Source organism: Sphingobium sp. WR1 (assembly GCF_059693745.1).
Genome location: NZ_JCATID010000033.1, coordinates 1 through 13617, shown reverse-complemented (window position 1 = coordinate 13617; position 13617 = coordinate 1). Strand labels below are relative to the sequence as shown.

Genomic DNA, 13617 nt, shown 5'->3' with positions numbered 1-13617 from the left:
GACGCTCAGAGCCAGAATTCGGCTCCCCAGATGCCGACCGTCCGCTTTTTCCATGCCGTAGGGGCAGGAAGATGGTGAAACGAATGCATTAGACGTAAGCCATCTGTTCGATCACTGTGGCGGCGAAAGCTTCTTGTGGTCTCTCTAGTTCAGAATCGCGCTCGTCAGATCTTTGCTCCGCCGGTGTCCCTCGCGGATCAGATCGATCAGTGCCTGCAACTTGCGCGGGATATGGCGCCGGCCGGCGAAATAGAGCGACAGGCCGGCAAAGGGTGGCGTCCATTCGTCGAGCAGCGGGACCAACCGCCCGGCCGCGATATGAGGCAGCGCGCCGCGCTCCTCGACATAGGCTAGCCCCGCCCCATTGACGGCGGCGTCCAGGATGAGATCGGTCGCGTCCAGAATGAGATTGCCCGCCACGTCGATCAGCGTCGCTTCGCCATGGCGCTCGAACTCCCAGCGGTAGAGACGCCCGCTAGACAGCCGCATGCCGATGCAGCGATGGTCCAGCAGGTCGGCCGGTACGATCGGGGCGCGGCGCCCGGCCAGATAGGCCGGTGCGCCGACCACGATCATTCGCAGTTGCGGGAAGATCGGCACGGCAATCATGTCAGGCGGGATAGCGTCGACCAGTCGCGCGCCGGCGTCAAATCCTTGGGCGGTAATGTCGACCAGCGCGTCTTCGGTCACGATTTCGGTCGTGACCTGCGGATAGCGGCGCGCATATTCGAGGATGATCGGTTGTAGCATCATCCGCGCCGCACCCGATGATGTGTTGATCCGCAGCGTACCGGACGGTTCGCTGGCATCGGCACCCAGATCATCGACGGTTTGGGCGATCGCCTGTAATGCGGGCCCGACCCCCGCCACGAACTGTTCGCCCGCAGCGGTCAACGCCACGCTGCGCGTCGTCCGGTTGAACAGGCGGACGGCCAGCCTTTCCTCCAGCGCGGCAACCGCATGGCTAAGGGCGGAAGAGGACAGGCCCAGGTCGCGCGCCGCTGCGCGAAAGCCACCATGGCGCGCGACCGCCAGCACAGCCTCCATCTCCCCCACGCTGAGCATCATTGCGCGAAAATCCTCATCAGTCTGTGCAATATTGTCCTTCTTATCAGATCGACATCGCAGGTCCACATGCAGCGCGGATGCAAGATGGAGGCGTCACGCCATGCAGATGATCACCGACAATTATATCGACGGCCGGTTCCAGCCCGTTTCGGGCGATGAACAGGCGGCCCTGTTCAACCCTGCCACGGAGAAGCAGATCGGCATTGTCCGCCTGTCCGACGCGGCGGATGTGGATGCGGCCGTGGCTTCGGCGAAGCGGGCCTTCCCTATCCTTGCCCACAGCACGGTGCCCGAGCGCATCGCGATGCTGCAGCGCCTGGCCGATGTCGCCGCCGCCCATGGTGATGCGATGGCATCCGCGATGGGCCATGAATATGGCGCCCCGGCCTATTTCGTCGATTATAGCGCCCGGCGCGCAGGATCGGTTTTCCTGGATATGGCCAACGTGCTGGAAAGCTATGCCTGGCAGCGCCGGATCGGTGCTGCGAAGGTCGAGATGCGCCCGATCGGTGTTGCGGCGGCGATCACGCCGTGGAACAGCAATTTCGGCTTCATCTGCGCCAAGCTGGCTACCGCCATCGCAGCGGGCACGTCGATCGTCATCAAGCCGTCCGAGATGAGCGCGCTTCAGACCCATGTCCTGCTGCAGGCACTCGACCGGGCGGACCTGCCGGCCGGCGCGCTCAACATTGTCAATGGATCTGGCGCCGTCGCTGGCGCGGCACTTACAGCGCATCGCGATATCGCCAAAATCAGCTTCACCGGATCGACCGGCACCGGCCGGGCGATCCTGCATGCCGCCGCCGAACGCATGGCCCGGGTCACGCTCGAACTGGGTGGCAAGGGTGCGCAGATCATCCTCGACGATGCCGATCTCGATGCCGCTGCGGTCCAGCTTCTGGCGAACGGTTTCGTCAACAGCGGCCAGGCCTGTATTGCTGGTACCCGCATCCTGGTTCCGGTCGGCTTGAAGACCGCGTTGCAGGATCGCCTGGTCGCCGCGCTGACGGATTGGCCGGTCGGCCCGTCCAGCGATCCGGCATCGCGCATTGGCCCGATGGTCAGCCAGAAGCAATGGGACCGGGTGCAATCCTATATCCGGCTCGGCCAGGCCGAGGGCGCGACCCTGCTGGTCGGCGGCGAAGGACGGCCAATGGGCCTGGATCGCGGCTGGTTCGTCCGCCCTACCCTGTTCACCGATGTCGACAACGGCACGCGCATCGCCCGCGAGGAGATATTCGGCCCGGTGTTGTCGATCATCGGCTATCAGGACGAAGCGGATGCGATCCGGATCGCCAACGATACCGATTATGGCCTGCAAAATTATCTGCTGGGCACCGACCCCGACCGGCTGATGCGTGTGGCAAGACAACTGGACTCCGGCCGGGTCGTCATCAACGGCGCGGCGCATGAGCCCCTAGCCCCCTTTGGCGGGGTCAAGCAGTCGGGCATCGGCCGGGAATTCGGCAGCTTCGGCCTCGACGCCTTCCTCGAACCACGCACCGTGCTGGCATGAGCCGGGTCGCATTCGTCACTGGCGCCAACAAGGGGCTGGGCAAGGAAGTGGTGCGCCAGCTCGGCCAGGCCGGCATGACGATGCTGCTTGGTAGCCGCGATCCCGGGCGCGGCGCAGAGGCGGCGGCCGAACTGCGCGCCGAGGGGATCGACGTCCAGTCGATCCTCATCGACGTGACCAACGACGCCAGCGTGATTGCGGCCGCCGCTCAGATCGAGGCTGAGCATGGCCGGATCGACATATTGGTCAATAATGCCGGCATGCTGCGGCGCGTGCCCACGATCGAGACGTCGGCTGACAATATGCGCGAAACCTATGACACCAATGTCTTTGGCCTAGTGCGGGTGACGCACCGGATGCTGCCGCTGCTGGTCCGATCCAACGCGCCGCGCATCGTCAATATCGCCAGCACCAGCGCCTCGCTCGCGCTGACCAGTGATCCCGCCACGATGTTCAGCCAGTCGGACACGATCCTGGCCTATGCCTCGTCCAAGACCGCCATTTTGATGCTGACGCAACATTATGCCCACGCCTTCCAGCGCAGTGCGACGCACCGGCATATCCGCATCAAAAGCGTGACGCCCGGCCATATCGCCACCGACCTCAACGGCCATGCCGGCGCCCGCACGGTCGAACAGGGCGCGCGGGTGGTCATGACCTTTGCGATACTGCCCGACGACGGCCCCAGTGGCGGCTTCTTCAACGAGGATGGCCCCCTGCCCTGGTAGGCCGAGGCCGCCCCTTATTCGGCATAGTCGGTGAAGACGAGATCCTTGCCTATCTCCAGCCGCTCCAGCTTCTGGTGACAGGCAAAGCAGCTCTGTACCACGGCCGGGTCGGGATTGGGCCGGCCGCCCTCGAACTGGCCATAACCCCAGCCGCCGGTTGCGGCATAGCGCTTCTCATCCTTGACGCTGACCTGCACATTGGTTGGCGTGCCGGCGACGAAGGATTGGGGCGCGGGAAACACGGCGTCGTTGCGCGGGGAGGATTGGTAGCGCCAGGCCAGCCGGACGATCACGGTGCCATCCGGGAAAGGCCGCTTGCCATCACGAAAGGCCTTCACCGCAATGGTATTGCCCAGAATCGCGCGGATATCGTTATTCTTGCCATTTTCCTGCGCCACGCTGATCAGCGTCCAGTCGCGATAGTCCTTGGGCAAGGTGACGCCATAAATGGGGGAGGCTTGCACCTCGCGGGCCGGGCCGGCGAAGACCACCGATCCCCCCAGCAACAGCGCTGCCATGCCTAGGGCTAGAGTGCCGATCCGCCTCATCGCTTGGCTCCCTCATCCGGCCAAATGTGCCGCGTCGAGCACGGCTTTCGCAAAGGCGGCCGGCGCCTCCTGCGGCAGATTATGACCGATGCCGCCGTCGATCAGCCGATGCGCATAGGCGCCGGTGAACTTGGCACGATAGGCGGCCGGATCGGGGTGCGGTGCGCCATTGGCATCGCCCTCCATCGTAATCGCGGGGATCGTCACCGGCGGCCCGGCGGCCAGCTTCGCCTCCAGTGCATCATATTGCGGCTCGCCCTCGGCCAGACCCAGCCGCCAGCGATAATTGTGGATGACGATCGCGACATGGTCGGGATTGACGAAGGAGGCCGCCGACCGGGCGAAGGTCGCATCATCAAACGACCAGCGCGGCGACGCCAATTGCCAGATCTGCCTGTTGAAGGCGTTGGTGTTGGCGGCATAACCGGCCTTGCCGCGCTCCGTCGCGAAATAATATTGATACCACCATTGCAGTTCCGCGGCCGGCGGCAGCGGCTTAGCATTGGCTGCCTGGCTGCCGATCAGATAACCGCTAACTGACACCAGCGCCTTGCACCGTTCGGGCCACAGCACCGCCATGATGTCTGCCGTGCGCGCGCCCCAGTCGAAGCCGGCCACCACCGCTTGGCGGATGCCCAGCGCATCCATCAGCGCGATGCCATCCGCGCCCAGCGCCGCCTGCTGTGCGTTGCGCGGGGTGGCGGCATCGCTGAAGACGGTGCTGCCATGGCCGCGCAGATGCGGGATGATGACCCGATGCCCCTGCGCCACCAGCAGCGGCGCGACCTCGGCAAAGGCATGCATGTCATAGGGCCAGCCATGGAACAGCAGGATCGGCGCGCCACCGCGCGGCCCCATGTCGACATAGCCGATATTGAGCACACCGGCGTCGATCTGGCGGATCGGTCCCAACGCCGGTGGGCTTGCGCCGGCAACCGGAGCGGCGAGCGCCCGGCCGGCCGCCCCACCGGCCACCAGGGTCGCGGCCGTGGCGGCGGCGACACGAACGAAATCCCTGCGGCGCGGGTCGGCAATATCCTGACGCATCATCATTCTCCCATCCATGGGCTGAGCCGGCTCCGAACTGCCCGGAGTTCGCGGCGACCCCTTCCTGATAGGCGCCTTGCCCACGATGCGCCTGTTAATCGCTGTGATCTGCTGTGAGCGGGCATGCGACATATCCCCATGACGGCCTCGCAGAATTTCGCGACGGGCATGTCTGACACATCTTGAATGATTGTTCCATTACTCTATCTGGAAGGACATGGCCCGTCCCAAGCAATTCGATATCGATGCCGCCGTTGCTGCAGCCGTGGGCGTGTTCCGCGACCATGGTTATGAAGGCACATCCGCGCAGATGCTGGTCGATGCCATGGGGATCGGTCGCCAGAGTCTCTACGACACGTTCGGCGATAAATGGGGCATCTATTGCGCAGCCCTGCGCCAATATTGCCAGCAGGAGGTCTCCGCCCATGTTACGGCGCTGGCCCATGCGCCGCGCGCGATCGACGGTATCCGCGCCATGCTGGAACGGGTAGTGGCGGATGCGGCGGCCGGCTGCATGGGCATCGGGTCGGTGGTCGAGTTCGGCTGTGCACGACCCGAACTTGTCCGCATCCGAGATAGTTTCGGCGCGGTGCTCGCCCGCGCGATGACCGACGCGCTGCACCGCGCGCGCCAGCAAGGCGATCTTGGCGCGGACATCGCCATCGATCTGCTCGCCACCTTCCTGCTCCAGACCATTTCCAGCATCCGCCTGGCCGCACGGGCCGGCGCCAGTGCCGATCATGTCGTCGCGATGATCCCGTTTGCGATGCGCGCGCTGGGCTGACCCCTTTTTTTCCAATTATGGAATGATCGTTCAATATAAGGAGACTGATGATGAAAGCTGTCACCATGCGAGCCTATGGCGGGCCCGAACTATTGGAAGTGGAGGAGCTGCCCGATCGACAACCGGGGGCGGGTGAAATAGCCGTTGCCCCTGTCGCTGTCGGTGTCAACTTCATGGACATCGGTATCCGCCGCGGCATGATGAATGTGCCGCTGCCCCATATACCCGGTGTCGAGGGTGCGGGCCGGATCGTCGCGCTGGGCGCCAATGTCGAAGGACTGGCCATCGGCCAGCGGGTCGCCTGGGTCTATGCGCAGGGCAGCTATGCCGACCGGCTCATCATGCCCGCCGGTTCCGCCGTCCCGATCCCCGCCGATATTGACGACCAGACCGCCGCGTCGCTGATGATGCAGGGCTTGACCGCCAGCCATTTCGCCACCGATTTCTATCCCGTCCGCGCCGGTGACATTGCGCTGGTCCACGCCGCCGCCGGTGGCCTCGGGCAGATATTGACCCAGATCATCCGTTTGCGCGGTGGCCGTGTCATCGGCCGCGTGTCGAGCGCGGACAAGGTCGCCGCCGCCAAGGCGGCCGGGGCTGAGCATGTCATCGTCGACGCCAGTGGCGACTTTGCGGATGCCGTGCTGCGCCTGACGGACGGGCGCGGCGTCGATGTCGTCTATGACGGATCGGGACCGGCAACCTTTGACGGATCGCTGGCTTCGCTGCGCCCATCGGGCACCTTCTGCTGGTTTGGCCCGGTGCTGGGGGCCCCGGCCGACTTCGATCTCATGAAGCTGCCGCGCAGCATCAAGCTCGGCTATGCGGTCTTCTTCGACCATATCCCGACGCCTGATCGGCTTCGGGCGCGCACCGCGCAACTGTTCGACTGGGTGCGCGCGGGCCGGCTGGTGATCGCGCCGGCCACCCCATTCCCGCTGGCTGATGCCGCCGCCGCCCAAGCCGCGATGGAAAGCCGTGCCACCACCGGCAAACTGCTTTTGATTCCTTGAACGCGAAAGGATCGGCTGCACGGTACGCGCAGCCGATCCCTTATCATGCCCTACCTTTGGCAGGCGTCTTCAGCCCGCCGTCGCTGCCTTCTCGATCAGCCGGGCGACTTCGGGTGCGTGCGATACCATCACGACATGCGATGCGCCGCGGATCACCACACTCCGCCGCGCCGCTGCGCGCTGCGCCATGAAGGCCATGGCGGCAGGCGGAATGTTGCGGTCAGCATCGCCATAGATGAACCAGGACGGCACCGTCTTCCACGCTGCTTGCGTCGCGGCTTCCGACAGGGCCGCTTCGGCAATCGGGCGCTGTCCCGCCGCCATCAGCCGCGCCTCGGCCGGCGGCACGTCGGCGGCGAACTGGTCATGGAAGCGGGCCTGCAGGATATAGAGATCCTTGCCCCCGGAACCGAGTGCGACCGGCGGCGCCAGCGCCGGGCCGAGCGTGCTGCCGGGGAATTTGCCGGTCAGGCCAATAGCGGTTTCGCCGACGTCCGGCGCGAAGGCGGCGACATAGACCAGCCCCTTCACATTGGCATGGCCGACCGCCGCTTCGCTGATCACCGACCCGCCATAGGAATGGCCGACCAGGATCACCGGCCCGGCGATGCTGCGGACCAGATCGGCCACGACATCGGCATCGGCGCACACGCCGCGCAGCGGATTGGGCGCGGCGACCACTCGATAGCCGTCCTGTTCAAGGAAGGGGATCACCCCGTTCCAGCTGGAGCTATCTGCAAAGGCGCCATGGACAAGGACGATGGTCGGCTTGACCGGCTGCGCCTGCGCATTGCCTGCGGCGAGGCCTGCCAGCAGCGCGCCCATGATGAGAGTCCGCATGTCAAATCTCCTGATGTTCGGGTTTTCAGACGAGCGTGACCAGGGCATCGATATTGCCCTTGATCGCCTTGGAATAAGGGCAGGTGCGGTGCGCCTGCTCGATGATCTGCCGGGCCATGTCGGGCGCGAGGCCGGGCACCGAGACATTGAGCCGGGCGGCAAGCGAATAGCCTTCGTCGCCATGGCGCAGCGACACCTCCGTATCGATCGCCAGGTCGTCCGGCAGGATCACTCCCTTTGCCTTCGCGGCGATCGCCATCGCGCCTTCGAAACAGGCGGACCAGCCGGCGGCGAACAATTGTTCGGGATTGGTCCCCTGCCCCGGTCCGCCGGGTGTGGAAAGAGGGAGGTTAAGGCGACCGTCGGAACTGCGGGCGTGACCTTCGCGTCCACCGGTCACATGGACCTGGGCGGTGTAGAGCGTCTTGGTGTCGGACATGGCTAATCTCCTTATATTGAGGGGGTTCAGCGCAGCGAGCGGAAGGCGGCGCGCAGTTCCTGTGCGAACAGCATCGGCTGTTCCCAGGCGGCGAAATGGCCGCCGTCGGCCACCTCGTTGAAATAATGGAGGCGGCTGTAACAGCGCTCGGCCCAGCTTCTGGGCGCGCGAAAAATCTCGCCGGGGAAGACGCTGATAGCGACCGGCAGGTCGATGACGCCCCGCGCGTCGAAATTGTTGCTATGATCTTCCCAATAGATCCGGGCGGCCGAGGCGCCGGTGCCGGTCAGCCAGTAGAGCGAAAGATCGTCGAGGATCGCATCGCGGCCCAGCACCTTCTCGGGCTGGCCGTCGCTATTGGTCCATTGCGCGATCTTCTCATACATCCACGCCGCCATGCCGACCGGCGAATCCACCAGCGCATAGCCGATCGTCTGCGGCCGCGTGTTCATCATCGCGGCATAGGCCGCATTGTCGCGGTAGAAGGCGGCAAGCTGGTCGAAGGCCCGGCGTTCCGGCGCACTCAACGTGGCAGGAGGCGGATCGCCGGCGGCAAGGATATGGGCGATCTCCGCCGGCACGACGGCCGGCATGTTGATATGGATGCCGATCAGGCCGGGCACATGCTGCAACGCCATGCGTTGAGAGATCACCGATCCGCAATCGCCGCCCTGGCTGACATAGCGATCATAGCCCAGCCGCCGCATCAGCACCGACCAGGCCCGCCCTATATGGTCCGATCCCCAGCCCGGCACGCTGGGCTTTTCGGAAAAGCCGAAGCCGGGGATTGAGGGAATGACAAGGTGGAACGCATCATCGGCCGTGCCGCCATGCGCGGTCGGATCGGTGAGCGGACCGATGACCTTCAGAAATTCCAGGATCGAACCCGGCCAGCCATGGGTCAGGATCATCGGCAAGGCGCCGGCATGGCGCGAACGGACATGGATGAACTGGATGTCGAGCCCGTCGATCCGGGTCATGAACATCGGCAGCGCATTGAGCTGCGCCTCGACCCGGCGCCAGTCATAGGCGCCAGCCCAGTAGCGCATCAGCGGTTCCAGTGTCTGGCGACGCACGCCCTGGCTCTCGTCGGCGACCGGCTGGGAATCGGCCCAGCGGGTTTCGGCGATGCGCCGCTTCATCGCGGCAATGTCGGCCTGGGGGATGGCGACGCGAAAGGGCCGAACAGCCGTGTCCTCGATCGTGGCGCGTAGCGCGGACGGCATGGTCCCGGCCGCTCCGGCCAGTGCAGCGCCAACCATGAACCGCCGGCGTGATGTCAAATAGGGTTCCGTCATGTTCATTTCCTCGATCCGGGAAGTCATGGTCCCGGAGATAGAGGAGCGTGCGCGGAACGCCCGTTAGTTGGGATGATGGAGCGTTAGCCGTTGCAAATGCGATCTGCCGCCCGCGCCGCTGCCGCCAACTAACGCGCCCGCACAGGGCCTAACAGGCATCCGCGCGGCGGGGCGCTACATTGCAGGCAAGAGGAGCAACCACAAGGCCGCCCGCCATGACCAGAACCCGTTCGATCCGCTTCATCGCCGCCGCCCTGCTGGCAGCCGGTGCCACCACCATCGCCTGCTGCGCCGATGCGATCCGTGCAGCCCCTTCTCTTGCCGCGCCATTTGGCGCCCCACGAAAGGCCATTGATGTGCTCGATCATGCAGGCCCCTGGCTGACGCCCGTGCCGGGCGGCGTGGCCTCCCTGCGCGGCAAGGTGGTGGTGGTGAATTTCTGGACCTATTCCTGCATCAACTCGCTGCGCGCCCTGCCTTATCTGCGCGCCTGGCAGGAACGCTATGGCGACAAGGGGCTGGTCGTGATCGGCGTTCATGCGCCCGAATTCCGGTTCGAGCATGATCCCGCCAAGGTCCGTCAGGCCACTGCCCGTTTGGGCGTGGGCTATCCCAATCTTCAGGACAATGACTATGCCGTCTGGCAGGCGTTCGGCAATCAGGGCTGGCCCGGCTTCTATTTCATCGACGCCAAGGGTCAGGTGCGCGGCTATCGCGTCGGCGAGGGCGATTATGCCGAATCCGAACTGTTGATCCGTCGCCTGCTCGCCGAGACGGGTCATGACCCGTCTGTCATTCCCGTGACGCCAACCCAGGGGAGCGGGATCGAGGCCCCGGCCGACTGGCGCAATCTCGCATCGGGCGAAGCCTATCTGGGCCATGACAAGGCAACCGGCTTCCGGTCGCCGGGCGGCCTGCGCCGGGATGCAACCGCAAGCTACAGGGAAGCAGCCGATCTGCCGCTGGGCAGGTGGGATCTGTCCGGCAACTGGACGGTCGGATCGGAATTTTCCCGCCTAAATGCCCCCAACGGCACGCTGCGCTATCGCTTCCATGCCCGCGACGCCCATCTCGTCCTGGGTGGTGCGCCCGATGGCCGTCCGATCCGGTTCCGCGTGACGATCGATGGCGCAGCGCCCGGCGCCAGCCATGGCGCCGACACCGATGCGCAAGGCTGGGGCGAATTGCGGGACGACCGACTCTATCAGCTTGTCCGCCAGAGCGGTCTCATTCGTGATCGCACCATCGCCATCCAGTTCGCCCGGCCGGGGGCCAGAGCCTATTCCTTCACCTTCGGCTGATTTCCCGGTCCATCTCTCGCCACCCTACTGGTCGTTGCCTTTCGCTAACGATATGGCAATGGAACAGACAGCGGCGTGGGCGTCGCCGGAAATGGGACGGTGCGAGCGTGACAGACGGAGACAGGCAGATTCTGGGCGAACGGCGCAGCTTCGGCCCCTTCGCTCTGCTGCCGGCCGAACGGCTTCTCACCCGCGATGGCGTCCCGGTCGAGATTGGCGGCCGCTCTTTCGACCTGCTGGTGGTGCTGACCGAACAGCCGGGGCAGATCCTTTCCAAGCGTGATTTGTTGAAGCGGGTCTGGCCCGATGTCGTGGTAGAGGATGGCAGCCTGCGCTTCCACATGGCGGGCCTGCGCAAGCTGCTGGGCGAAGGCACCGATGGCGCACGCTATATCGCAACCCAGGTCGGGGTCGGCTATGCCTTCGTCGCCCCGATCGCGGTGGACGAGCCGGAGGCGGGTCAGCCTGTGACATTGCCGCCTGCCCCGCTCGCGCCAACGCACAATATCCCGCCGCGCCTGCCGCACCTGATCGGCCGGATGGAAGATCTGGCGTTGTTGCAGGACCGGGTCGTGGACACGCCGCTCTTCACCATCGTCGGCGCTGGCGGCGTCGGCAAGACGTCGCTGGCGATCGAGATCGGTCACGCCCTGGCCCCGCAGTTCGGCAATCATGTCGCTTTCGTCGATTTCAGCATGTTGGAAAATCCCGGCCTGGTGCGGCCAATGATCGCCGGCGCCATGGGCCTGACCGTGCAGAGCGACGATCCGTTGGCGGTGATCCTGGGCCATCTGCGCGATCAGTCCTTTCTGCTGATGCTCGACAATTGCGAGCATCTGATCGGCCCCACGGCCGAGTTGGTCGAGCATATCATCGACGCCGCGCCGCAAGTGCGTATCCTTGCCACCTCGCGTGAGCCGCTGCGGGTGCGCGGCGAGCATGTCCATCGCCTCGACGCGCTCGGCTATCCCGACGACGGAGAAGCACTGACGCTGCCACAATTGTGCGCCTATCCCGCGATCGAACTGTTCCTTGAGCGAGCGAGCGCGGCCGACAGCCAGTTTCAGGTCGATGAAGGCGATGCGCGCCTGATTGGGAATCTCTGCGCCCGGCTGGGCGGTATGGCCCTGCCGATCGAACTGGCGGCCGTGCGCGCCGCGACCCATGGGCTGGAGGCGACGGCCCGCCAACTGGGGGAACGCTTCAGCCTGATGTGGCCGGGGCGGCGCACCGCCCTCCCGCGTCAGCAGACATTGCAGGCGACGCTCGACTGGAGCCATGACCTCCTGCCCGACGTCGAGCGGATCGTGCTGGAGCGGCTGGCCATCTTTGTCGGCCCCTTCTCGATCGACGCCGCGCTGGCGGTGGTGGCCGATGCGCTCGTCGGCGCGGACGACATCGCGGCTGCCGTCGATCAACTGGTCGCCAAGTCGCTGATTGCGCCCAACCGGATGCGTGGTGCCGGCACCTATCGGCTGCTGGAAATAACCCGTGCCCATGGGCGCCACCATCTGCTCGCCCGTGGACAAGCCGAGGTCGATGCCAATGCCCGGAGACATGCGGGCTATTATCTCGCGGAACTGGAAGCCTTGCTGGCCCAGGAGGATGACGTCCTCCAGGACCAGCGCCCGTTGCGGCAGCAACTGGGCAATATCCGCAGCGCGCTCGACTGGGCCTTTGGCGAAGACGGGGATCGGCGCATCGCCGTGCGCCTTGCCGCTGCCAGTGCGCCGGTCTTCCTCAATCTCTCGCACCTCATCGAATGCCGCAACTGGTGCAGCCGGGCGCTGGCCGAAATGGTGGACAGCGAACGCGGCACCGCCATCGAGATGGAACTGCAGGGCGCGCTCGCCATCGCGCTGATGTTCACCCGTGGCAATCGGCCGGAAGCCGGCAAGGCGCTCGACCGCGCGTTGGAAATCGCCCGGCGACTGGAGGATCTCTGGAGCGAGTTGCGGACTCTCGGGCGTCTGCACATTTTCCATGAACGGATCGGCGAATATCAGGTCGCGATGGATCACGCCGCGCGGGCAATCCAGGTGGCCGAAGCGGTCGGCGAGGATGAAGCCATCGGCGTCGCCTATTCGCTGTCAGGCATTTCGCACCATCTGGCCGGCAACCAGATATTGGCGCGCGCCGATCTGGAAATGTCTCTGGCGCATGCGCCCCAATCGCTGCGCAGCCAGACGGTGCGCTATGGCTTTGACCATCGCAATCGCTCCATCATCGCACTGGCCCGCACGCTCTGGCTGACCGGTGACGAACAGCGGGCCAAGGCCCTGGCGCGCCAGGCTGTCGAGGAAGCCGCGACGCTCAATCATCCCGTGACCCTCTGCATCGCACTCATCTGGTCGCTGTCGATCCACAGCTGGATGAGCGACTTTGCGGCCGCGGAAGCAACGCTCGCTGCCTTTGCCGACTGCGCTGAAGCCAATGCGCTCGGTCCCTATATTGCCGCCGCCAGCGGATTTGCCGGCGAGTTCGCGATCCTGCGCGGGGAAGCAGGTGGCGACGCACTAGCCGCCATCGAACAATGCCTCTTCCGGCTGCGCGCTGCCCGTTATGATCTGCTGACGACACCTTTTTCCATAGCTCTGGCCCAGGGCCTGATGCTCGACACCCGTTTCACAGAGGCAGGCAATGTGATCGACGCAACCATCCGGCGATGCGAGGCGAATGGCGAACAATGTCTGATGCCTGAATTGCTCCGGATCAAAGCGAAGATCGCAATTGGGCTCCTCGACAGCGCAACTGCGAAATCCTCTCTGGACAACGCAATCACGCTCGCTCGCCGGCAAGGGGCTGATGCATGGGAGTGGCGGGCCGCCAGTGATCTGGCTTCTTCGTAAAGGCTGCTGGCAAGTAGGTCCGCTTGGGGCGTAGTGGACGCAGAAACCGACCCTTATCCGACGTTCAGCCGTGTATTTCCCGTTCCCGGCACCGGAAGGTCCGGTTATCGTCGGCTGTCGACCAAAACACGCCCTTCCTATGACACCTCTGGAAGGTCAGCTTTTGGTGACACAAAGGACATCCTT

Annotated in this window: 12 protein-coding genes; 6 read left to right on the top strand and 6 right to left on the bottom strand. The window is 65.0% G+C overall.

Annotated elements, in window-relative coordinates:
* Nucleotides 1-144: 144 nt before the first annotated feature.
* Entirely contained in the window at nt 145-1068 is a 924-nt protein-coding gene (locus tag AC58EF_RS25035) for a LysR family transcriptional regulator (protein ID WP_497279185.1), read from the bottom strand.
* Between the two features lie 100 nt (nt 1069-1168).
* Here AC58EF_RS25035 and AC58EF_RS25030 point away from each other — a divergent pair, with 100 nt between their 5' ends.
* Nucleotides 1169-2584 (top strand): aldehyde dehydrogenase family protein, encoded by a 1416-nt coding sequence (locus tag AC58EF_RS25030; RefSeq protein ID WP_497279184.1) that lies wholly within the window; start codon nt 1169-1171, stop codon nt 2582-2584.
* Complete coding sequence (locus AC58EF_RS25025) at nt 2581-3312, top strand: SDR family NAD(P)-dependent oxidoreductase (RefSeq protein WP_497279183.1); 732 nt, start codon at nt 2581-2583, stop codon at nt 3310-3312. Before AC58EF_RS25030 ends, AC58EF_RS25025 begins: the two co-directional genes overlap by 4 nt.
* Nucleotides 3313-3326: 14 nt before the next feature.
* Here the strand turns inward: AC58EF_RS25025 and AC58EF_RS25020 are convergent, their stop codons facing one another.
* Complete coding sequence (locus tag AC58EF_RS25020) at nt 3327-3830, bottom strand: cytochrome P460 family protein (RefSeq protein WP_497279182.1); 504 nt, start codon at nt 3828-3830, stop codon at nt 3327-3329.
* A 42-nt stretch (nt 3831-3872) separates the two neighbouring features.
* Nucleotides 3873-4907 carry an alpha/beta fold hydrolase gene (locus tag AC58EF_RS25015; RefSeq protein ID WP_497279181.1) on the bottom strand — a complete coding sequence of 345 codons (1035 nt, stop codon included), beginning with the start codon at nt 4905-4907 and terminating at the stop codon, nt 3873-3875.
* 217 nt (nt 4908-5124) lie between these two features.
* On the opposite strand from AC58EF_RS25015, the gene AC58EF_RS25010 reads away from it, so the two are divergent.
* Nucleotides 5125-5691 (top strand): TetR/AcrR family transcriptional regulator, encoded by a 567-nt coding sequence (locus AC58EF_RS25010; RefSeq protein WP_497279179.1) that lies wholly within the window; start codon nt 5125-5127, stop codon nt 5689-5691.
* Nucleotides 5692-5741: 50 nt separating this feature from the next.
* Nucleotides 5742-6704: a quinone oxidoreductase family protein gene (locus tag AC58EF_RS25005; RefSeq protein ID WP_497279178.1), complete on the top strand. Its 963-nt coding sequence runs from the start codon at nt 5742-5744 to the stop codon at nt 6702-6704.
* Between the two features lie 69 nt (nt 6705-6773).
* Here the strand turns inward: AC58EF_RS25005 and AC58EF_RS25000 are convergent, their stop codons facing one another.
* The 3 genes from AC58EF_RS25000 to AC58EF_RS24990 are packed head-to-tail and all read right to left on the bottom strand — an operon-like array spanning nt 6774 to nt 9281.
* Nucleotides 6774-7544, bottom strand: a complete 771-nt coding sequence (locus tag AC58EF_RS25000) for an alpha/beta fold hydrolase (protein ID WP_497279177.1) — start codon at nt 7542-7544, stop codon at nt 6774-6776.
* 25 nt (nt 7545-7569) lie between these two features.
* Nucleotides 7570-7983 carry an organic hydroperoxide resistance protein gene (locus AC58EF_RS24995; RefSeq protein WP_497279175.1) on the bottom strand — a complete coding sequence of 138 codons (414 nt, stop codon included), beginning with the start codon at nt 7981-7983 and terminating at the stop codon, nt 7570-7572.
* A 26-nt stretch (nt 7984-8009) separates the two neighbouring features.
* On the bottom strand, nt 8010-9281 hold the full coding sequence (locus tag AC58EF_RS24990; RefSeq protein WP_497279173.1) for an epoxide hydrolase family protein: 1272 nt from the start codon (nt 9279-9281) through the stop codon (nt 8010-8012).
* Nucleotides 9282-9496: 215 nt separating this feature from the next.
* On the opposite strand from AC58EF_RS24990, the gene AC58EF_RS24985 reads away from it, so the two are divergent.
* Both AC58EF_RS24985 and AC58EF_RS24980 read left to right on the top strand, forming a co-directional pair.
* Nucleotides 9497-10582 carry a redoxin family protein gene (locus AC58EF_RS24985; RefSeq protein WP_497279171.1) on the top strand — a complete coding sequence of 362 codons (1086 nt, stop codon included), beginning with the start codon at nt 9497-9499 and terminating at the stop codon, nt 10580-10582.
* Between the two features lie 107 nt (nt 10583-10689).
* Nucleotides 10690-13431, top strand: a complete 2742-nt coding sequence (locus AC58EF_RS24980) for an ATP-binding protein (RefSeq protein WP_497279169.1) — start codon at nt 10690-10692, stop codon at nt 13429-13431.
* The last annotated feature ends 186 nt before the right edge of the window (nt 13432-13617 follow it).

Coding starts and splice junctions, on each gene's coding strand:
- AC58EF_RS25020 (WP_497279182.1), bottom strand. CDS start 3,830: ATGGCAGCGCTGTTGCTGGGGGGATCGGTGGTCTTCGCCGGCCCGGCC.
- AC58EF_RS24990 (WP_497279173.1), bottom strand. CDS start 9,281: ATGACGGAACCCTATTTGACATCACGCCGGCGGTTCATGGTTGGCGCT.
- AC58EF_RS25030 (WP_497279184.1), top strand. CDS start 1,169: ATGCAGATGATCACCGACAATTATATCGACGGCCGGTTCCAGCCCGTT.
- AC58EF_RS25025 (WP_497279183.1), top strand. CDS start 2,581: ATGAGCCGGGTCGCATTCGTCACTGGCGCCAACAAGGGGCTGGGCAAG.
- AC58EF_RS25015 (WP_497279181.1), bottom strand. CDS start 4,907: ATGCGTCAGGATATTGCCGACCCGCGCCGCAGGGATTTCGTTCGTGTC.
- AC58EF_RS24995 (WP_497279175.1), bottom strand. CDS start 7,983: ATGTCCGACACCAAGACGCTCTACACCGCCCAGGTCCATGTGACCGGT.
- AC58EF_RS24985 (WP_497279171.1), top strand. CDS start 9,497: ATGACCAGAACCCGTTCGATCCGCTTCATCGCCGCCGCCCTGCTGGCA.
- AC58EF_RS25035 (WP_497279185.1), bottom strand. CDS start 1,068: ATGATGCTCAGCGTGGGGGAGATGGAGGCTGTGCTGGCGGTCGCGCGC.
- AC58EF_RS25005 (WP_497279178.1), top strand. CDS start 5,742: ATGAAAGCTGTCACCATGCGAGCCTATGGCGGGCCCGAACTATTGGAA.
- AC58EF_RS25010 (WP_497279179.1), top strand. CDS start 5,125: ATGGCCCGTCCCAAGCAATTCGATATCGATGCCGCCGTTGCTGCAGCC.
- AC58EF_RS25000 (WP_497279177.1), bottom strand. CDS start 7,544: ATGCGGACTCTCATCATGGGCGCGCTGCTGGCAGGCCTCGCCGCAGGC.